Below are 20,510 nucleotides of genomic sequence, written 5' to 3'. Positions count from 1 at the left end.
CCGATGGGGCCGGACGACCGCGGTCGTCCGGCCCCTTCGTCGTACTCCCAGCTGAGACACATGCTCGAGATACGCTGACGGCACGATGCGGTGTCGTCGGTCGGCTAGAATGATCCGAATGAACGACCACCGCCCGGAGCCGCGACGGCGGCTGCTCGTCATCCTCTTCGGCCTCGCCGCAGGCATCCTCGTCATCGACCAGGTGCTCAAGCTCCTCGCCGTGACCTACCTCGAAGGGCAGCCGCCGATCCCTGTCATCGGATCGCTCGCCGGCTTCGCCTTCTACCGCAATCCGGGTGCCGCCCTCGGACTCGGCTCGGGGGTCACCTGGATCTTCCCGCTCATCGCGATCGCGGTCTTCATCGCCATCCTCGTCCTCTCCCGCAAGATCGGCTCTCGGGTCTGGGCGATCGGCCTGGGTCTGCTGCTCGGGGGACTCTTCGGCAACCTCGTCGACCGGCTCTTCCGTCAGCCGGGATTCCTCCGCGGTGCCGTCGTCGACTACATCGATCTCTCGCTCTTCGTATGCAACTTCGCCGACATCGCGATCTCCGCGGCGGCCGTGACCCTCGTCATCGCCAGCCTGCGGGGCATCGAACTCGACGGATCGCACCGGCAGACCGCGGAGCGGACCAAGGAGGAGACCCATGACTGAGCGTTCGATACTCGTCCCTGAGGGACTCGAGGGGCAGCGGGTCGACTCCGCGCTCTCGAAGCTGCTCGGCCTCTCCCGCACCGCGGCCGCCGAGATCTGCGCCGATGGGGGAGTCAAACTCGACGGCAGCCCCGTCGGCAAGTCCGACCGCGTCGTCGCCGGTGCCCGCCTCGACGTCATGATGCCCGAACCCAGGCGACCCCTCGAGGTCGTCCCCGACCCGGTGCCCGGCATGCGCATCGTCTACGACGACGATTCGTTCGTCGTCGTCGACAAGCCCATCGGCGTGGCCGCGCACCCGGCGCTGGGCTGGTCCGGTCCCACCGTCGTCGGCGGTCTCGCCGCCGCCGGGTACCGGATCGCGACCTCCGGGGCCTCCGAACGGCAGGGCATCGTCCAGCGCCTCGACGTCGGCACCTCGGGCCTTATGGTCGTCGCGAAGAGCGAGTACGCCTACAGCGTGCTCAAACGCGCGTTCAAGGAGCGCACGGTGTCGAAGACCTACCACGCGCTCGTCCAGGGGCTGCCCGATCCCGTGCTCGGCACGATCGACGCCCCCATCGCCCGGCATCCGCGCCATGACGGCCTCTACGCCGTCCACAGCGAGGGCAAGCACGCGATCACCCATTACGAGGTGCTCGAAGCCCACCGGCGGGCCGCCCTGCTCGAGATCCACCTCGAGACCGGTCGCACGCATCAGATCCGCGTCCACTTCTCCGCGCTCAAGCATCCGTGCGCGGGCGATCTGCCCTACGGTGCCGATCCGGTGCTCGCGAAGGACCTCGGACTGCAGCGGCAGTGGCTTCACGCCGTCAGGCTCGGCTTCCACCACCCGGAGTCGGGGGAGTGGGTCGAGTTCGAGAGCGAGTATCCCGAGGACCTCCAGCACGCACTCGACACCATCCGCGCAGGCTCGTGATCCGGGACCCGGATCACACCTGACCCGGCTGAGCTCGGGCCCGATCCGGGGTCGGGAAGATCACCGCTGCGGTGTCCGCGGCATGGTCTAAGCTGAGTGGGCAACCAGGCCCGCATCCGAGGGAAGGCAGTCAGTGCCGAACGACGATTTCGTCCATCTCCACGTCCACACCGAGTACTCCATGCTCGACGGGGCGGCCCGCCTCGGCGATCTCATGGCGGCGACGAAGGCCTCCGGGATGTCGGCGATCGCGACGACCGACCACGGCTACCTCTTCGGGGCCTTCGACTTCTGGTCGCAGGCGACGAAGGCCGAGGTCAAACCAATCATCGGCGTCGAAGCCTACGTCACCCCCGGCACGGCTCGTGACGACAAGACGCGTGTGAAGTGGCGCACCGACGAATCGCAGAAGTCCGACGACCTCTCCGGCGGCGGGCTGTACACGCACATGACCCTGCTGTCGAAGAACAACACGGGCATGCGCAACCTCTTCAAGGCCTCCTCGCACGCCTCCCTCGACTCGGTGACCGCGAAATGGCCTCGGCTCGACATGGACCTGCTCGAGACCTACTCCGAGGGCCTCATCGCGACGACCGGCTGCCCGTCGGGCGAGATCCAGACCCGGCTGCGTCTGGGCCAGTACGAGGAGGCGAAGGCCGCGGCCGGGAAGTACCGGGATCTCTTCGGTGCGGAGAACTACTTCTGCGAGCTCATGGATCACGGTCTGTCGATCGAGAAGCGGGTGACGAAGGATCTGCTGCGCCTGGCGAGTGAGATGGACATCCCGCTCGTGGCCACGAACGACCTCCATTACACCCACGAATCCGATGCGAAGGCGCACGAGGCGCTGCTGGCGATCCAGTCGGGCTCGAAGCTCATCGAACCCACCTACGATCAGGGCGGCTCCCGCTTCGCCTTCTCCGGTTCCGGCTACTACCTCAAGACGCCCGCGGAGATGCGGGCGCTGTTCAAGGAGATGCCCGAGGCGTGCGACAACACGCTGCGGATCGCGGAGATGTGCGAGGTCTCCTTCGACACCTCGGCGAACTACATGCCGAAGTTCCCGTGCCCGCCCGGCGAGGACGAGACCTCGTGGCTGATCAAGGAAGTGCAGAAGGGGCTGGAGTACCGGTACCCCAACGGAATCCCCGACGACGTCCGCAAGCAGGCGGACTACGAACTCGACATCATCATCTCGATGGGCTTCCCCGGCTACTTCCTCGTCGTCGCCGACTTCATCAACTGGTCGAAGGACAACGGCATCCGGGTGGGCCCCGGCCGCGGCTCCGGCGCCGGGTCGATGGTCGCCTACGCGATGCGCATCACCGACCTCGATCCGCTCCAGCACGGCCTCTACTTCGAGCGCTTCCTCAACCCGGACCGCGTCTCGATGCCCGACTTCGACGTCGACTTCGATGATCGCCGCCGCAGCGAGGTCATCGAGTACGTCACCCGCAAATACGGTGACGAGCGCGTGGCGATGATCGTCACCTACGGCACGATCAAGACGAAGCAGGCGCTCAAGGACTCCGCCCGCGTGCTCGGCAAGCCCTTCTCGCTCGGCGAACGGCTGACGAAGGCGCTGCCGCCGGCGGAGATGGCCAAGGACATCCCGCTCGCCGACATCGAGAACCCTGAGGCGAAGCGGTACAAGGAGGCCGGGGAGTTCCGGGAGCTCGTCGACACCGAAGCCGAAGCCCGGGAGACGTTCGAGACCGCGAAGGGCCTTGAAGGGCTCAAGCGCCAGTGGGGTGTGCACGCGGCCGGGGTCATCATGTCCTCGGACCCGATCATCGACGTCATCCCGATCATGCGCCGCTTCCAGGACGGCCAGGTCATCACCCAGTTCGACTACCCGACCTCCGAGGGCCTCGGGCTGATCAAGATGGACTTCCTCGGGCTGCGGAACCTCACGATCATCTCCGACGCGGTGGAGAACATCAAAGCCAACCGCGACTTCGACCTCGACCTCGAACACCTCGAACTCGACGACCGGGGAGCCTACGAACTCCTCACCCGCGGTGACACCCTCGGTGTGTTCCAGCTCGACGGCGGCGGACTGCGCGCCCTGCTGCGGCTGATGAAGCCCGACAACTTCGAGGACATCTCGGCGACGCTCGCCCTCTACCGTCCCGGTCCGATGGGTGCGGACTCGCACACGAACTACGCGCTGCGCAAGAACGGGCTCCAGGAGGTCACCCCGATCCACCCGGAGCTCGCGGAGCCGCTCAAGGACATCCTCGACACGACGTTCGGCCTCATCATCTACCAGGAGCAGGTGATGGCGATCGCGCAGAAGGTCGCCGGGTACTCGCTCGGTCAGGCCGACATCCTCCGCCGTGCGATGGGCAAGAAGAAGAAGTCGGAGCTCGACAAGCAGCAGGTCGGCTTCTTCGGCGGCATGAAGGAGCGCGGCTACTCGGAGGCCGCCGCCCAGGCGCTGTGGGACATCCTCCTGCCGTTCTCGGACTACGCGTTCAACAAGGCGCACTCGGCGGCCTACGGCGTCGTGTCCTACTGGACGGCCTACCTCAAGGCCCACTACACGGCGGAGTACATGGCCGCCCTGCTCACCTCGGTGGGCGACAACAAGGACAAGCTCGCGATCTACCTCAACGAGTGCCGTCGCCTGGGCATCACGGTGCTGCCGCCCGACGTCAACGACTCCGCCCTGCACTTCACCCCGGTCGGGGAGGACATCCGCTTCGGCATGGGGGCGGTGCGCAACGTCGGAGCGAACGTCGTCGACGGCATCGTCGAGGCCCGCGACGAGAAGGGCGCCTACACCTCGTTCACCGACTTCCTCGACAAGGTGCCCAGCCACGTGTGCAACAAGCGCACGATCGAATCGCTCATCAAGGCCGGCGGCTTCGACTCGCTCGGGCACTCCCGGCGCTCCCTCGTCGAAGTCCATGAGGAGGCCGTCGACTCCGTCATCGGCGTCAAGCGCAAGGAGGCGATCGGGGAGTTCGACCTCTTCGCGGGTCTCGACGCCGGCGACGACGGACCGAGCTTCTCCGTCGCGATCCCCGACCGGCCCGAATGGGAGAAGAAGGAGAAGCTCGCGTTCGAACGCGACATGATCGGCCTCTACGTCTCCGACCACCCCCTCAACGGGCTCGAAGGGGTGCTCGCCGCGGAATCCGATGCCTCGATCGCCGAGGTGGTCGACCCCGAATCGCATCGCCCCGACGGTTCGCAGATCAAGGTCTGCGGCATGATCACGCAGGTCACCCGCAAGGTGTCGAAGAACTCGGGCAAACCGTACGCGATCGTCACGCTCGAGGACCTCGACGCGGAGGTCGAAGTCATGTTCTTCGGCGACACGTACGAGCCGGTGGCGAGCCTGCTCGCGACCGACCTCGTCATCTCCCTGACCGGGCGGATCCGGCAGTCCGATGACCGGCCGACCTCGCTCATGGCGATGTCGATGACGATCCCCGACATCACCGACCCCGGTGACCGGCCGCTCAACCTCATCGTGCCGATGGAGAAGGCGACGGAGGAGATGGCAGAAAAGCTGCGCAGGATTCTCGAAGCGAACAAGGGGCATACCGATGTCCACCTCGTCCTCACCCAACCGGGACGGCACACGGTGATGCGCCTCGACCGGTCGATCCGGGTCGACCCGAACCCGAGCCTCTACGGCGACCTCAAGGCGCTGCTGGGCTCTCGCTGTCTCAGCGCCTGAGGAGGCGTCGGGGGCACGTGGGCCCGGGACTAGAATGGTCTGGTGAATATTCTCGACTTCCGCGGTGAGACCCTGAGCAGACGATTCTTAAGGCAGCGACTGCCTCGGGCGGCGGAGACCCATGCCGACGTCGAACGTCGGGTCGCCGACCTCCTCGCCGAGGTGGCCGCCGGCGGATCCGCGACGGTCCTCGACCTCACGGAGCGCTTCGACGGTGTGCGGCCGGCGGCGCTGCGGGTGCCCCCGGCGGCCCTCGAGCAGGCGGCCGCTGATCTCGATCCCGTGGTCAGGGCGGCTCTCGAGGAGACCATCGCCCGCACGCGCACGGTCGCCAAAGCCCAGCGGCCCGCCGACGTCGTCACCGAGCTCGCCCCCGGCGCCCGGGTGACGACCCGCAGCCTGCCGATCGAACGCGTCGGCCTCTACGTGCCCGGCGGCCTCGCCGTCTACCCGTCGACCGTGGTGATGAACGTCGTGCCCGCCCAGGCGGCTGGATCGTCGTCCCTGGCCATCGCCAGCCCCCCGCAGGCCTCGGGCCTGCCGCACCCGGTGGTGCTCGCGACCGCGCACATGCTCGGAGTCGACGAGGTGTGGGCGATGGGCGGAGCCCAGGCGATCGGGGCGCTGGCCTATGGCTTCGACGACGCCGAGGTCCTCGAACCGGTCGACCTCATTACCGGTCCCGGCAACGCCTACGTCGCCGCTGCGAAGTCCCTCGTGCGTTCCCACGTCGGCATCGACGCCGTCGCCGGACCCACCGAGATCATTGTGCTCGCCGATGCGAGCGCGAACCCGGCGTATGTCGCAGCCGACCTCATCAGCCAGGCCGAACACGACGAGCTCGCCGCCTCGGTGCTCGTCACCGACTCCGAAGCGATGCTCGAGGCCGTCGCCGCCGAGCTCGACCGCCAGGCCCCCGAAGCCGCGCACGCCGAGCGGATCCGCACGGCGCTCTCCGGTGCGCAGTCGGCGCTCGTCCTCGTCGACGACCTCGACGACGCGGTGACCGTGGTCAACGCGTACGCCGGTGAGCACGTCGAGATCCACACGGCCGATGACCGCGCCGTGGCCGCGCGGATCGTCAACGGGGGAGCGGTCTTCGTCGGACCGTACTCGCCGGTGGCGCTCGGCGACTACTGTGCCGGATCCAACCACGTGCTGCCGACGATGGGCACCGCCGCACACGGTTCCGGGCTCGGGGTGCACTCGTTCCTCAAGGTCAGCCAGGTCATCGACTATTCGGCTCCCGCCCTCGGCGAGGTCGCCGGCCACGTCGCCGCACTGGCGGAGACCGAGAACCTTCCGGCTCACGGACGTGCCGTGAGCATCCGCTTCGAGGAGTGATATGCGCTGTCCATTCTGCCGGGAGTCCGATTCCCGGGTGGTCGATTCGCGGACGAGCGAAGACGGTGCGGCGATCCGCCGCCGGCGGCAGTGCCGGCACTGCGGACGCCGCTTCACGACGATGGAGGCCACGAGCCTCTCCGTCATCAAACGCTCAGGCGTGACGGAGGAGTTCTCCCGCCAGAAGATCATGTCCGGGGTGCGCAAGGCCTGCCAGGGACGCCCGGTCGGTGATGACGACCTCGCGAAGCTCGCACAGAAGGTCGAAGAGGACATCCGGTCGAAGGGAATCGCGGAGATCGACGCCGACGAGGTGGGCCTGTCCATCCTCGAACCGCTGCGTGAGCTCGACCAGGTCGCCTACCTGCGCTTCGCCAGCGTCTACCAGGGCTTCGATTCGCTCGAGGACTTCGAAGCGGCGATCGACTCCCTGCGTGCCGATGCCGCTCTGCGCTCGGGCGATTCGCGCGAAGCAGTGCCCGAGGACTTCGCGGACTGAGATCTCCGCGGAAATTCTCTGACGAAATTCCTCGATTACGTCCATAGTTGTGTACCATTGTCAGTGCGTGCTTATGGCGCGTGGCCGCTTGCGGTTCGGAGGGGAAGCCGAACCGTCAAGCGGCCTTCTACGTCTCCGGGGCCTTCACTGTCGGCCCTGGTGAGACACCCTGAATGCGGACGACCGCTCGCAGGAGGTCCCAGCGCACGGCACGTGTCCGTGACAGGGGGACTTCTTGCGAGCGGTCGCAGTCGCGCCGGCAGGTCAGCGCGAGTTCGCTCAGTCGAATCCGAGCTTGTTCAGTCGAGTCCGAGTTCGCTCAGCTCCGTCGGTACCGAGGCGAGCACGCCGAGGCGATCGGTCGTGCGGGTGAGCGCGACGTAGAGGGCGCCCACCCCGTCGTCACCGCCGGGCGGGGCGATGAGACCGGGTTCGACGAGAAGCACGGAGTCGAACTCGAGGCCTTTGGCCTGCTGCGGGGTGATGACGGCGATCTGGTGGTCGAGACCGGCCGCTGAACGTCCGATGTCGAAGCCTGCGAGCGCCTCGGCGACGGGATCGATGAGGACCTCTGGCGCGATGACGGCGATCTTCCCGCCCTCGACAGCGGCGACCTCCTCGGCGGTCGCCACGGAGAGCGCGGCGAGCAGGGCGGGGGAGTCCGCGAAGCGCGTGAGCGTCGGCGGATGGCCGCCCTGGCGGACGGATTCGACGAGCTCGAGCTGCGGGAAGTGCCGGTGGAGGTAGCGGTTGGCCAGATCCATGACGGCCTGCGGGGTGCGGTAGGAGACCGTGAGCACTTCGAGGGCGAACCGGTCGCCGACGAACTCGGAGAGGATCGACGCCCAGGTCCGGGAGCTGTCGGCGTGTGAGGCCTGCGCAAGGTCGCCGACGAGGGTCGCCGACTTCGAGGGCACCCGGCGGAAGAGCACACGCCACTGCATCGGCGAGAGCTCCTGGGCCTCGTCGACGACGAGGTGGCCGTAGGTCCACTCCCGGTCCTCGATCGCGCGTTCGGCCAGGGTCGTCGCCGGTCCCGCCTCCTCCCAGCGGGCGGCCAGCGTCTCGGCGCTGACGATCGCGGAGGTCTCGGTCATGTCGACGACCGCCTCGGCGTACTCGCGAGCCGATTCGTCACGGGCCGCGGTCTGCTGCGGGGTCGTGCCGAGGAGTTCGGCGAGTTCGTCGAGCAGCGGCGCATCCTCGATGGTCAGCGGTGCGTTCGGGGCGCGGACGATGAGCGATTGCTCGGCCGGGGTGAGCAGGCGGGCGGCCGCGGCCTCGAGCTTGTGCGGCTTCGACAGCAGGGACCGTAGGGCGTCACCGGGGCTGATGGGGAACCATGCGAGGTTGAGCGCCCGGCGGACGTCGACGCTCGAACGCAGCTCGTCCATGAGTTCGGGCAGGCGTTCGCCCGCGCCGTCGAGGCCCATCTGCTGGGCGAGATCCTCGGCGAGGGTCTTGAGCAGGCCGGAGACGAAGCCGGTGCGCGCCGCATTGTGGGCATCCCCGCTGCGGCGGGCCCGCTCCCGAGCCGAACGCACATCGCGCCGGCGCAGCAGCACTGTGTGCGACCCCACGCGCAGACGTTCGTCGTGGTCGGGGACGCGTTCGTAGTTCGCGATGTGGCTCGCGAGCACCCGCGCCATGACCGATCGGCCCTTGACCTCGGCGACCGCAGGGTCGTCGGAGATCTCCGTGTCGAGGCCGGGGTAGAGCTGTCCGGGGGTGAGCAGCAGCGCTCCGGTCTCGCCGAGGCTTGGCAGGACCTTCTCGATGTACTTGAGGAACACGGGGGAGGGCCCGACGAGAAGGACGCCGGACTTCGCGATCCGCTCCCGGTGGCGGTAGAGGAGGTAGGCGGCGCGGTGGAGGGCGACCGCGGTCTTGCCAGTGCCGGGTCCGCCCTGGACGACGAGGACGCCCTGGAGCGGCTGCCGGATGATCGCATCCTGCTCGGCCTGGATCGTGGCGACGATATCGCCCATGCGACCGGTGCGGTGGGTGGTCAGCGCCGCGATGAGCGCACCTTCGCCCTGCAGGGCCGAACGCTGCGAGTCGTCGAGCGCGTCGATGTCGAGGACATCGTCCTCGACATCGGTGACCTGGCGGTTCTTCGTCACGAGGTGGCGGCGGCGGACGACGCCCTCCGGGTTCGCCGCTGTCGACTGGTAGAAGGGTTCGGAGGCCGGCGCCCGCCAGTCGATGAGGATCTGCTTGCGGTCGGCGTCGGTGAGGCCGATGCGGCCGATGTAGCTCGGCTCGGGCGAGTCCTTGAAGTCGAGGCGACCGAAGCACAGGCCGTCTTCGGCGCTGTTGAGGCGGATGAGCTGGTCCTCGTACATGGTGGCGAAGGCGTCGCGTTCGCTGCGGTGCTGGTGGTTCCCTCCGACCTCGGAGATCCGGACGGTCCCCAAGCGGGCGGTCGTCTCATCGCGCAGTTCGTCGAGCCGGGCGTAGAGTTCGTCGAGCTTGTTCTGTTCGACGTGGATTTCTGAAGTCTCGCTCATCTCACCTTCCAATCGGCATTCAATTATGCCGAACTTTCGCCGAGGGGAGTAGTCGAGCCGTCACACGGACGCGTCGCCATAGGAGACCCGGCCGGTGGGCGGTCGGTGACCCGCTCGGATCGTGGCCGCTCACGCGGATGCGCTCACCGGCCGATACGACTGAGCAGTGCGGCCTCGTCGAGCCAGACCGCCATCGTCGGAGCCGTCCGCAGGCTCCGATCGAGGGCGGCATCGGGCAGGGGATCCTGTGCGGCCGCGATGACGACGTTGCCACGGCGGCGCCCCTTGAGCACCCCGGACTCGGAGGCGGCGGCGACATGGTTGAACGCCGAGGCGGCGGCCCTGATCTCCTCGCGCAGCACCTTGTGGTCACCGGAGTCGGGGACATTGGCGAGGAAGAGGCCCGACGGTCTGAGCACCCGGGCGCAGTCGGCGTAGAACTCCTCGGTCGCCAGCTGCTCGGGGACGGAGTCGAAGGAGAAGGCGTCACGGACGATGACGTCGGCGGTGTCGTCCCGGAATGTCGCGATCTCTGCGGCCGCGTCGCCTGCCCGCAGGGCGAGTGCGGGGGAGCGGGGGAGATCGAACCACTGCCGGACGTGATCGATGAGGATCGGATCGATGTCGATCGCCGTCTGCCGCGAGCCGGGACGCGTCGCATCGAGGGCGCGGGCCAGGGCGCACCCGGCGGCGCCGAGGTGGATGGCCCGCAGAGAGCCGTCGGTGACGACGTCGATGATCCGGGCCATCCAGTCGAGGTATTCGAAGTCGAGGCGCGCGGGATCGCTCAAGGTGATCGACGACGACGGCACGCCGTTGACGTGGAGGACATAGCTGTCGGGTTCCCCGTCGACCTTCTCCAACCGCGCCTGTCCGGTCGCGATGTCGACGACTTGTGTGCTCGGTGCTGTGAATATCCGTCTCTTCGCCACCCCACACTTGTATGTCAGATCGGTCCCGAGGGCAATTCGCCCCGATGGGGCGTGTGGACGGCGCCGCCCACTCGTGTGCGGATCGGCTGTGCATGCACCAGCGGTATCCACAGGGCCGAATCGGGGTCTGGTGTGCGTCGGCGGTGCGGGCGTCGACTGGTGGCATGGACACTCCAGCGAAGACGGCCGAAGATCTCATCGGGATCGTGCCGCACACCCTCGGATACACCCCGGAGAGCAGCCTCGTCGCGATCCTCGTCGTCACCGACGATGACGGCGTGCAGTCCTGCGGGACCACCCTGCGCGTCGACTTCGACCTCGAGACGGCGGCGATGACCCTTGCGGAGGGAGGTGAGTGGCTGCGTGACCTGGTGTGCCGGGCCTGCCAACCCAGTGGGGTCTTCCTCGTCCTCTACGACGAGGCGTACACCCCGGCCGGGTCGGGACCGGAACGGGACTGGACCGACCGCGACGAGGACGGCACCGACGACGACTATGCGCGGATGCACCGCGGTCTCGTGCGCGCGGCCACGGATGAGATGGCGACGGCGCTCGCCGACGGCGGGATCACCACGCTGTGCGCATGGTGGGTCAGCGGGGGTCTCTTCGGGCGCATCGACGACAGCGCGGACATGGGCACCGACATCGGACTCGCTCAGTCCTCGGCGTGCGCGACCGAACTCGTCTCGACCGGTTCGGCCCCGGCCGCCGGACCCGACGCCCTCGTCGTCAAGCCGGCCGATGCCGCCGAGGCCGCGGCATTCCGGTCGGCCGGACACGGGGGAGAGCTGAGCCACGGGGGAGAGCTGAGCATCGCGACCGCGTTCGACCGCCTCGGCGAGCTCTACCCTCACCTGCTCGAGCTGCGGGGAGGGGAGGAGACCATCGATCGGGAGCGGCTCAGGTCGCTGGTCACCCCGGATGCGGTCCGCGTCCTCGATCGGCTGCTCGCGGCGAAATGGTCGCGCGATGTGCTCGAGATGATCCTCAGCTTCGACCATCCCGATTTCCTGCCCAAGCGGATGTGCCGATTCGGTCCCGGGGAGCTCGCCCGGCATGCCCGGCGCTGCGGCACCTCGCGGCTGGCGGTCGAGCAGATGATCGGCCTCTCGCCCAGAGCCCCGCGGACGCGGGACCTCCTGCTCTCCATCGACTTCCTCGAGGCGTACGTGCGGTGGGCGGATCCGGCGGTCGTTCCGACCGCGTACGGGGTCATCGCGTGGTTCCACTGGACCTTGGGCGGGTCGACGATGGCCGAGCAGTATGCGCTCGCCGCGCTCGCCCTCGAACCGGACCATGCCATGGCGCAGCTCATCATCTCCGCCGTCAGTCAGGGCTATCTGCCGCAGTGGCTGATGTCGAAGCGCACCGGCGCCCGCCCCCTCCGGCACTGACCTCGCACGGGAGCACCAAGGCTGCGCCGCCGCGTCACACGTCGCCCCAGCGAGGTACCCCTCGACTGCACACCACCCTCAGCCCGGGACCACCTCGGCGAGGTCCCATCACCACACACCACCCCCAGCTGCATTTCCTACCTTTGCAAGGGTATGAATTGCTGCTGAGGGTGGTGTGTGCCGAGCTCCGCCGAGGTTGCGCCGCCGCGACACGGACGGCCGACGCCCTGCAGGATGCGCGACGCCCGCCCGGTGGGACCACCTCGGCGAGGGACCGCACGATCACACGCCACCCTCAGTCGCATTTCCTACCTTTGCACGGGTAGGAAGCAGAGCTGGGGGTGGTTCATGCAAAGCTCCACCGAGGTTGTCGTGCCCGACGTTGCAAGTCGCGCGGAAGGTGGGACGTCCTGCTGGAGGTATGAATAGTCGCGCACCGACTGGGCACCGTCTGCACACCATGTCGATGTGTCCCGAAGGAATGGACAGGGCAAGGAATAACGTGCGAGGATTGTGCGTTGACCCTGTCATTGCATATTGGGAGAGCTGTGCGCTCGCCCCAACGGGCACGAACTCTGCGCCCCCTTGACAAGGGTCTTAGTAATGTCCTGGTGCAATCGGGAAGTATGAACGCTCGCGAAAGGTGAACACGTGCCGACAGTCGACAGGAAAACGGTGACTGAGGAGTCGGAGGCATCGTCCGCCACGGCGTCCACGGGTGGATCCACGACCACAGCGGCGAAGGGAAAGAAGACGACGAAGGCGTCGTCGACCACGCGAGCCAAGACGACCGCGGCGAAGAAGTCGACGACGGAGAAGAAGACGGCGACCAAGTCAGAGACCGCCAAGGCCTCGACGACCAAGTCCGCGACCGCGAAGACGACCGCAGCCAAGACGACCGCGAAGTCGGCGACTGCGAAGGCGGCAGCCGAGGAGACCGAGCCGGCGAAGAAGGCTCCCGCGAAGAAGACGACCGCGGCCAAGAAGACCACCGCGAAGAAGACCACAGCGAAGAAGGCTGAGACCAAGGCCGAGACCGCGAGCACGAAGAAGAAGTCCGACGCGGACATCGAGTCGACCGAAGAGGTCGAACCCACCGCGGATGCGCTCGCGACCGAGCAGAGCCCCTCCGAGTCGACGGAGACGAAGAACTCCGAGGAGAAGGAGAAGAACGCCGCGGTCACCGAGGCCGGCGGCTTCATCGTCTCCGATGCCGACGAGGACGACGCCCCCGCCCAGCAGGTCGTCTCCGCCGGTGCGACCGCCGACCCGGTCAAGGACTACCTCAAGCAGATCGGCAAGGTGGCCCTGCTCAACGCCGCCGAGGAGGTCGACCTCGCCAAGCGCATCGAGGCCGGCATGTACGCCGAGCACCTCCTCGAGGAGGGCGAGGTCAGCGACCCGCGCGTGACGATGGACTACAAGTGGATCATCCACGACGGGCGCATCGCGAAGAACCACCTGCTCGAGGCGAACCTCCGCCTCGTCGTCTCACTCGCGAAGCGCTACACCGGCCGCGGCATGCTCTTCCTTGATCTCATCCAGGAAGGCAACCTCGGTCTCATCCGCGCCGTCGAGAAGTTCGACTACACGAAGGGCTTCAAGTTCTCGACCTACGCGACGTGGTGGATCCGCCAGGCCATCACCCGTGCGATGGCCGACCAGGCGCGCACGATCCGCATCCCCGTCCACATGGTCGAGGTCATCAACAAGCTCGCCCGCGTCCAGCGCCAGATGCTCCAGGACCTCGGCCGCGAACCGAGCCCCGAGGAGCTCGCGAAGGAACTCGACATGACGCCCGAACGCGTCGTCGAGGTGCAGAAGTACGGCCGTGAGCCGATCTCCCTGCACACCCCGCTCGGCGAGGACGGCGACTCCGAGTTCGGCGACCTCATCGAGGATTCCGAAGCCGTCGTGCCCTCGGACTCCGTGAGCTTCACCCTCCTCCAGGAGCAGCTCCACTCTGTCCTCGACACGCTCTCGGAGCGCGAGGCAGGCGTCGTCTCGATGCGCTTCGGACTCAACGACGGTCAGCCGAAGACGCTCGACGAGATCGGCAAGGTCTACGGCGTCACCCGTGAGCGGATCCGCCAGATCGAGTCGAAGACGATGGCGAAGCTGCGCCACCCGTCCCGCTCGCAGGTCCTCCGCGACTACCTCGACTGATCACCCTCAGCCGACCGACGACGTCGGGCACAGCGCCTTTCGGCGCTGTGCCCGACGTCGTCGCATATGCGAACGGGAATGTCACCTGCCGGCGCAGACACAGCCGTGGACCCATCTCCGGCCTCGCCCATGCCGGCTGCGGACGACACGCCCCGGCGACGCGATCAGAACCAGTCGCCGATGCCGGCGGCGATCGCCTCGGCGTACCGCCGTCGTCCGTCCTCGGACTCCATTACCGCCGCCTCATCGGGGTTGCGCATCTCCCCGCACTCGACGATGACGGCGGGTACCGAGGCGTTGTTGAGACCCGCGAGGTCGGGACGCGGACTGATCGCGTCCTTCCCATAGGCCTTGTTCGGTGTGAATACCGCGGCCATCGACCCACTCAGAGACTTCGCGAGGCGGGTCGACTCGTCCTCGAGCTTCCGGGACTTCCCGGGGTCGGCGACGATGATGTGGAAGCCCTTGGGCTCCGTCGATTCGCTGCCGTTGGCATGGATGCTCACGAGCACGTCCGCGTCATCGGCGAAGGTGCCGCGCTCGTCGACGCAGGGCCCGACGCCGTCGTCGCCGCTGCGGCTGAGGATCACGCTCGCCCCCGCGGCTTCGAGATCGTCTCTGAGGAAGCCCGCCACCGACCACGCGAACTCGGACTCCCCGTAATCGGAGTCCGTGGCCGTGCCGGTCGTGTTGCACGCCTTCGTCCCACCCCGGCCGTCGGGCACGGGACTCGCGATCGCCTCCGGATCCTTCGCGTTGCCGCCGTTGTGACCGGGATCGATCGCGATCGTCCTCCCCGACAGGTCCGCTCCGACAACGCCGACCGAAGCGGTGGGACTCGCCGAGGCGCTCGTGCCCATGGACTCGGGGGAGACCCGGGTCGGTTCGTCGGAGGCAGGGGTGGGAGAGGCGCAGCCGGTGAGCAGAAGGACGCCGCACCCGCACAGGGCGAGTGCCGCGCGCAGGGTCGGCCGTCGATCGGTCATGGACCCATTGTCCCAGGGATGTTGTCCGCGCAGACCGTGTCGGCGCCGAGGATGCCCCCCGATGCTGCGCTTGATCGCCGACACGGCGGCCCCGCACCCGCGTGAGCGGACGGCAGGCGATTAGAATTCAATCGAACGAGAGGAAGAGTGTGGAAGAGGAAAGCTACGGCGCCCGCCATCTGTCCGTGCTGTCCGGCCTTGAGGCCGTGCGGAAGCGGCCGGGAATGTACATCGGAACGACCGACTCCCGCGGGCTCATGCACTGCCTGTGGGAGATCATCGACAACGCCGTCGACGAGGCCCTCGGCGGGTTCGGGTCCTCCATCCTCATCGAGCTCGAACCCGACGGCTCCGTCGCCGTGACCGACCACGGCCGCGGCATCCCCGTCGACATCGAACCGAAGACCGGACTGACCGGCGTCGAGGTCGTCATGACCAAGCTCCACGCCGGCGGCAAGTTCGGCGGCAGCTCGTACGCGGCCTCCGGCGGCCTCCACGGCGTCGGCGCCTCCGTCGTCAACGCCCTCTCCGCCCGCCTCGACGTCGAGGTCACCCGCGGATCGAAGATCCACAAGATGTCCTTCCGCCGAGGTGTGCCCGGCCGCTTCGACGACTCCTCCGGCACTCCCGGCCCCGACAACCCCTTCGAGGAGTTCCAGGAGGCCACCGGCCTCGAGATCGTCGGCAAGGCCAAGCGCGGGGTGACCGGGACGAAGGTCCACTATTGGGCCGATCCGCAGATCTTCCTCGGCAGCGCCCAGTTCGACTACCAGCACCTCGTCGAACGTGCCCGCCAGACCGCGTTCCTCGTCCCCGGCCTCGAACTCACGATCGTCGACCGTCGCGGGGTCGCCCGGGACGAGACCGGGGCGGTCATCGCCGAACGCGTCGAGGACTTCCGCTTCGACGGCGGCATCACCGAGTTCGTCGACCATCTCTCGATCGACCCGCCGATCACCGACACGTGGCGGATGCAGTCGACCGGGTCGTTCAAGGAGACCGTCCCCGTACTCGACTCCTCCGGACACCTCGTGTCCAAGGAGGTCGAACGCCAGGTCGGCGTCGACGTGGCCCTGCGCTGGGGGACCGGCTACGACACGAAGATCAAGAGCTTCGTCAACGTCGTCGCGACCCCGCACGGCGGCACCCACCTCGCCGGGTTCGAACAGGCGACGCTCAAAGCGATGCGCAAGGCTGTGGAGGCCAACTCCCGCAAGCTCAAACTCGGCAAGGACCGTCTCGAGAAGGACGACGTCCTCGCCGGTCTCACCGCCGTCGTCACAGTCCAGCTCGCCGAACCGCAGTTCGAAGGCCAGACGAAGGAGGTCCTCGGCACGGCCGCGGTCCGTCAGATCGTCGCGAAGACCGTCGAGACGCAGCTCGGAGGCATCCTCTCCTCGACCAAGCGCGCGGAGAAGCAGCAGGCCGCCGTCCTCATGGAGAAGGTCGTCGCGGAGCTGAAGTCCCGGATCTCCGCACGCACCCACAAGGAGAACCAACGGCGCAAGACCGCGCTCGAAGCCTCGTCCCTGCCGGCGAAGCTCTACGACTGCCGCGACAGCGGGGTAGGGAACACCGAGCTGTTCATCGTCGAGGGCGATTCGGCCATGGGCACCGCGAAGGCAGCCCGCAACTCCGACTACCAGGCGCTCTTCCCGATCCGCGGCAAGATCCTCAACGTGCAGAAGGCGTCGCTGGCCGACATGCTCGCCAACGTCGAATGCGCGGCGCTCATCCAGGTCATCGGCGCCGGCTCCGGTCGCAGCTTCGACCTCGAAGCCGCGCGCTACGGTCGGGTCATCATCATGACCGACGCCGACGTCGACGGCGCGCACATCCGCACACTGCTGCTCACGCTCTTCTTCCGCTACATGAAGCCCCTCGTCGAGGAGGGCCGCGTGTTCGCCGCCGTCCCCCCGCTGCACCGCGTCGAGATCGTCACGAAGCGGGGCACCCCCAACGAGATCGTCTACACGTACTCCGAGGCCGAGCTCCACGCGCTGCTGAAGAAGCTCGACAAGTCGAAGAAGACGTACAAGGAGCCGATCCAGCGCTACAAGGGACTCGGCGAGATGGACGCCGACCAGTTGGCGGAGACGACGATGGATCCCGCCGACCGCACCCTGCGCAGGGTGACGATGGCCGACGCCGAGGCGGCGGAGCGGACCTTCGAACTCCTCATGGGCTCCTCGGTGGGTCCCCGGAAGGAGTTCATCGTCTCCGGTGCGGCGATCCTCGACGCCGAGCGCATCGACAGCTGAGGCACCGCCGCGGCGGCGTCACCTCGCCGCGGGAGAACTCAGGGCAGGGACGGAACGGGAACGAAGAGCAGGACCGTCGGGATGAGGAGCAGTCCGGCGGCCGCCATGCACGAGAACAGCCTCACCATCGCCCGCGCCGGGTGGCGCGGCTGCGAGAGCCGCATGATCCGCTCGGCGCTCAGCGCCTCACGATGGTCCGGGCTGATCCGTGCGGCCGCTGCCACGGCCCGGGCCAGCACCTCCGGGTCGATGCGGTCGCGGGCCTGATCGTCGGCCATGAACTCGATGAGCCGATTGACCGAGTTCAGCCCGATCGCCGTGGCCGAGAAGAACGGGAGCGCCCGGTGCCAGGCGGCGAAGGGAATGACAAGGATATCGTGACGAAAATCGAGATGCGCCTTCTCGTGGGCGATCACCGCTGAGCGCTCGTCTTCGCTGAGGACCTCAAGCAGCCCTGTCGAGAGCACGGCTGTGCCCTTCCGCGGACCCTGCGGCAGACAGTAGGCCACGGCCTCATCGGAACTGATGATGCGCGTGTCGGGATAGTTCTGGGACGGCTCGCTGAGCAGGTGTAGGATCTCGGCATGACGGAGTCGAGTCCGCCGCGCTGAGAAGAACGTCAGCGCGAGGCACCCGAGGAGGCGTCCGATCAGCACGAGCGCGATGATGAGGAAGATCCACGCGAAGATCGACAGCTTCGCGTGGGCCTCGCCGCGCACCAGATCCCACAGACCCTGGGGCAGACTCGAGGCGGCCGGGTCGACGGCGAAGGCGAGTGCCGTGCCGATGAGCGAGAGACCACCTGAGAGGCCGACGGCCTGCCAGAGGATCACCTCGGAGATGGGGTCGCTGCGGAAGCGTCGCAGCAGCGCCGGCACGGGCCAGGCCAGCAGGAAAGCGAGGATCGCCAGAAGGCATCCCACGAGAATCATGGTGGAACCCGCCCCGCTGTCAGGAACGGGAGGTGTGGTTGCGTCCGAGGAGGTTGCGCAGGGTCTTCTCATCGGCCTCGGTCACGGTGCCGAGGAAGCGGGCGAGCACGGCCTGGCGATCGGGCGCCTGCGAGAGCACCTCGGTCATGAGCTCGGCGACGTGGTCCTCGCGCGTGGACACGGCCAGGTAGCGGTGCGGGCGGATGCTCCGATCGCGGGTGACGAAGCCCTTCTTCTCCAGCCGGGTGAGCACGGTGTGGATCGTGGTCAAGGCGAGATCGCGATCGGCGAGCGCGTCACGCAGCTCAGCGGCGCTCAAGCCGTCGTCATGCACCCAGATGGCGTCCATGACGCTGCGTTCGAGTTCGCCCAGTGTTCCCACGGTGTCCTTGTCCTTTGTGCCGACCATCCGACTTGCCCTGCCATTCTACCTCTACACGGTGTCGAATTCCATGTGAGGTCGGCCTCGGCGCGGGCGGGATTCCGCCTGGTCCCGCGGAGTGTCTTCCGCCGACGGAGCAGATGGCGGGACGTGACGAGTCGCACTGTGAGACGGTGATTGTCAGACTTCTACCAGGCGTAGAATTCTACGTGTTGTAGAAAGATTCCCCTCGACGACAGATATGGAGAAGCCCATGGAACTGGACCCGGTGCTCATCGGTCGCTGGCAGTTCGGCATCACCACGGTCTATCACTTCTGGATGGTTCCCCTCACGCTCGGGCTCGGCATGCTCGTGGCGATCCTCCAGACGATGTATCACCGGACCGACAACGAGGTCTACCTGCGGGCGACCAAGTTCTTCGGCAAGCTCTACCTCATCAACTTCATCATGGGCGTGGTCACCGGCCTCGTCCAGGAGTTCCAGTTCGGCATGGCCTGGAGCGAGTACTCGCGCTTCGTCGGCGACGTCTTCGGCGCTCCGCTGGCGATGGAGGCGCTCATCGCCTTCTTCCTCGAATCGACGTTCCTCGGACTCTGGATCTTCGGCTGGGGCAAGCTCAGCCGTCCCGTGCACCTGACCGTGCTGTGGTGTGCGGTCATCGGCTCGTGGATCTCGGCGTTCTTCATCATCGTCGCGAACTCGTGGATGCAGCATCCCGTCGGCGTCGAACTCGTCGACGGCAAACCCGTGATGACCGACGTCTGGGCGGTGCTGAGCAACAACACCGCGATCGCGGCCTACACCCACACCCTCTTCGGCGCCGTCGCCGTCGGCGGCAGCTTCCTCGTCGGCATCGCGTGGTACCACCTCTACCGGCGCCGCAAGGACGGCATCGACACCGTCGGCAAGGACGGTCGAGTCGTCGTCGGCTCCGCCCCCGATGTCCCCGGCCGCGACAAGATCGACTACAAGGTGTGGATCAAGTCGCTGCGCATCGGCGCGATCACCGGCATCATCGCGTTCGCCGGCGTCGCGATCACCGGCGACGTGCAGGCCAAGCTCATGTTCGAGCAGCAGCCGATGAAGATGGCCTCGGCCGAGGGTGCGTGCCACGACGGCACCGAGTTCTCCGTGCTCACGATCGGCGACCCCGCGTCGAACAACTGCTCGCAGGTCCAGAACGTCCTCGAGATCCCCGGTCTCCTCTCGTTCCTCGCCAAGGGCGACTTCACCACGCCCGTCCACGGTGTGACGACCCTGCTGCCGGAATACCAGGAGCGCTACGGCACGACCATCCCCGATGATCCGCGCTACGGCGACAGGGCCGGCGAGGAGATCAACTACCAGCCCATCATGATCGTCACCTACTGGGGCTTCCGGGCCATGATCGGCTTCGGCATCATCGCCGCCGGCGTCTGCGCCCTGGCCCTGTGGATCACCCGCAAGGGCACCGTGCCCGCATCCGCCTGGATGATGCGGGGAGCGCTGCTGGCGATCACCGCGCCGTTCATCGCGAACTCCGCCGGTTGGGTGTTCACCGAGATGGGCCGCCAGCCCTTCGTCGTCGCCCCTAACCCGGCCCAGCTCGACGGGGTGTACATGTTCACCCAAGCGGCGATCTCACCGCAGGTGACACCCGCGATGCTGCTGTTCTCACTGATCAGCCTCACCCTCGTCTACGGAGGCCTGATGGTCGTCGAGCTCAAGCTGCTGACGAAGTACATCAGGGGAGGTGTCGCCTCGGCGATGCCCGAACTCGCTGAGACCAACAAGAAGCCCACGATCACCGGAAACGACGACGACGTGCTGTCGTTCGCGTACTGAGGAGGAGAAGACAG

Annotated in this window: 14 protein-coding genes; 9 read left to right on the top strand and 5 right to left on the bottom strand. The window is 67.4% G+C overall.

Features of this window, described 5'->3' with window-relative positions; translation table 11 throughout:
- Positions 1–118 precede the first annotated feature (118 nt).
- The 5 genes from AAHA49_RS07505 to nrdR all read left to right on the top strand — a co-directional run bounded on the left by AAHA49_RS07505 (position 119) and on the right by nrdR (position 7,108).
- Entirely contained in the window at positions 119–655 is a 537-nt protein-coding gene (locus AAHA49_RS07505; RefSeq protein WP_342037839.1) for a signal peptidase II, read from the top strand.
- Positions 648–1,574 carry an RluA family pseudouridine synthase gene (locus tag AAHA49_RS07500; protein WP_342037838.1) on the top strand — a complete coding sequence of 309 codons (927 nt, stop codon included), beginning with the start codon at positions 648–650 and terminating at the stop codon, positions 1,572–1,574. Before AAHA49_RS07505 ends, AAHA49_RS07500 begins: the two co-directional genes overlap by 8 nt.
- A gap of 181 nt (positions 1,575–1,755) precedes the next feature.
- The gene (dnaE, locus tag AAHA49_RS07495) at positions 1,756–5,265 is read left to right on the top strand and encodes a DNA polymerase III subunit alpha (RefSeq protein ID WP_425286509.1); all 3,510 of its coding nucleotides are present in this window, start codon (positions 1,756–1,758) and stop codon (positions 5,263–5,265) included.
- Positions 5,266–5,307: 42 nt separating this feature from the next.
- Entirely contained in the window at positions 5,308–6,609 is a 1,302-nt protein-coding gene (gene hisD, locus AAHA49_RS07490) for a histidinol dehydrogenase (protein ID WP_342037836.1), read from the top strand.
- Between the two features lies 1 nt (position 6,610).
- A complete protein-coding gene (gene nrdR / locus AAHA49_RS07485) occupies positions 6,611–7,108 on the top strand; it encodes a transcriptional regulator NrdR (protein ID WP_339392864.1) in 498 nt (165 codons plus the stop codon).
- Between the two features lie 299 nt (positions 7,109–7,407).
- On the opposite strand, the gene AAHA49_RS07480 is transcribed toward nrdR, so the two are convergent.
- Both AAHA49_RS07480 and AAHA49_RS07475 read right to left on the bottom strand, forming a co-directional pair.
- Positions 7,408–9,618, bottom strand: coding sequence for a HelD family protein (locus AAHA49_RS07480; RefSeq protein WP_342037835.1), 2,211 nt, complete (start codon positions 9,616–9,618; stop codon positions 7,408–7,410).
- Positions 9,619–9,761: 143 nt separating this feature from the next.
- The gene (locus tag AAHA49_RS07475; protein ID WP_342037834.1) at positions 9,762–10,550 is read right to left on the bottom strand and encodes a spermidine synthase; all 789 of its coding nucleotides are present in this window, start codon (positions 10,548–10,550) and stop codon (positions 9,762–9,764) included.
- A 164-nt stretch (positions 10,551–10,714) separates the two neighbouring features.
- Here AAHA49_RS07475 and AAHA49_RS07470 point away from each other — a divergent pair, with 164 nt between their 5' ends.
- Positions 10,715–11,944, top strand: a complete 1,230-nt coding sequence (locus tag AAHA49_RS07470) for a DUF4192 family protein (protein ID WP_342037833.1) — start codon at positions 10,715–10,717, stop codon at positions 11,942–11,944.
- Between the two features lie 651 nt (positions 11,945–12,595).
- On the top strand, positions 12,596–14,110 hold the full coding sequence (locus AAHA49_RS07465) for an RNA polymerase sigma factor (protein WP_342037832.1): 1,515 nt from the start codon (positions 12,596–12,598) through the stop codon (positions 14,108–14,110).
- Between the two features lie 164 nt (positions 14,111–14,274).
- Here AAHA49_RS07465 and AAHA49_RS07460 read toward each other — a convergent pair whose 3' ends face one another.
- The gene (locus AAHA49_RS07460; protein ID WP_342037831.1) at positions 14,275–15,096 is read right to left on the bottom strand and encodes an N-acetylmuramoyl-L-alanine amidase family protein; all 822 of its coding nucleotides are present in this window, start codon (positions 15,094–15,096) and stop codon (positions 14,275–14,277) included.
- A 149-nt stretch (positions 15,097–15,245) separates the two neighbouring features.
- On the opposite strand from AAHA49_RS07460, the gene AAHA49_RS07455 reads away from it, so the two are divergent.
- Positions 15,246–17,357: a DNA gyrase/topoisomerase IV subunit B gene (locus tag AAHA49_RS07455; protein WP_342037830.1), complete on the top strand. Its 2,112-nt coding sequence runs from the start codon at positions 15,246–15,248 to the stop codon at positions 17,355–17,357.
- 38 nt (positions 17,358–17,395) lie between these two features.
- Here AAHA49_RS07455 and AAHA49_RS07450 read toward each other — a convergent pair whose 3' ends face one another.
- Together AAHA49_RS07450 and AAHA49_RS07445 are read right to left on the bottom strand one after the other, a co-directional pair.
- Positions 17,396–18,289, bottom strand: a complete 894-nt coding sequence (locus AAHA49_RS07450; protein ID WP_342037829.1) for a M56 family metallopeptidase — start codon at positions 18,287–18,289, stop codon at positions 17,396–17,398.
- A gap of 19 nt (positions 18,290–18,308) precedes the next feature.
- Positions 18,309–18,671 (bottom strand): BlaI/MecI/CopY family transcriptional regulator, encoded by a 363-nt coding sequence (locus tag AAHA49_RS07445; RefSeq protein ID WP_342037920.1) that lies wholly within the window; start codon positions 18,669–18,671, stop codon positions 18,309–18,311.
- Between the two features lie 253 nt (positions 18,672–18,924).
- On the opposite strand from AAHA49_RS07445, the gene AAHA49_RS07440 reads away from it, so the two are divergent.
- On the top strand, positions 18,925–20,496 hold the full coding sequence (locus tag AAHA49_RS07440) for a cytochrome ubiquinol oxidase subunit I (protein ID WP_425286506.1): 1,572 nt from the start codon (positions 18,925–18,927) through the stop codon (positions 20,494–20,496).
- The last annotated feature ends 14 nt before the right edge of the window (positions 20,497–20,510 follow it).

Source organism: Brevibacterium ammoniilyticum (assembly GCF_038429965.1).
Taxonomy (GTDB): domain Bacteria; phylum Actinomycetota; class Actinomycetes; order Actinomycetales; family Brevibacteriaceae; genus Brevibacterium; species Brevibacterium ammoniilyticum.
This window is presented reverse-complemented; position numbering and strand designations above follow the sequence as displayed.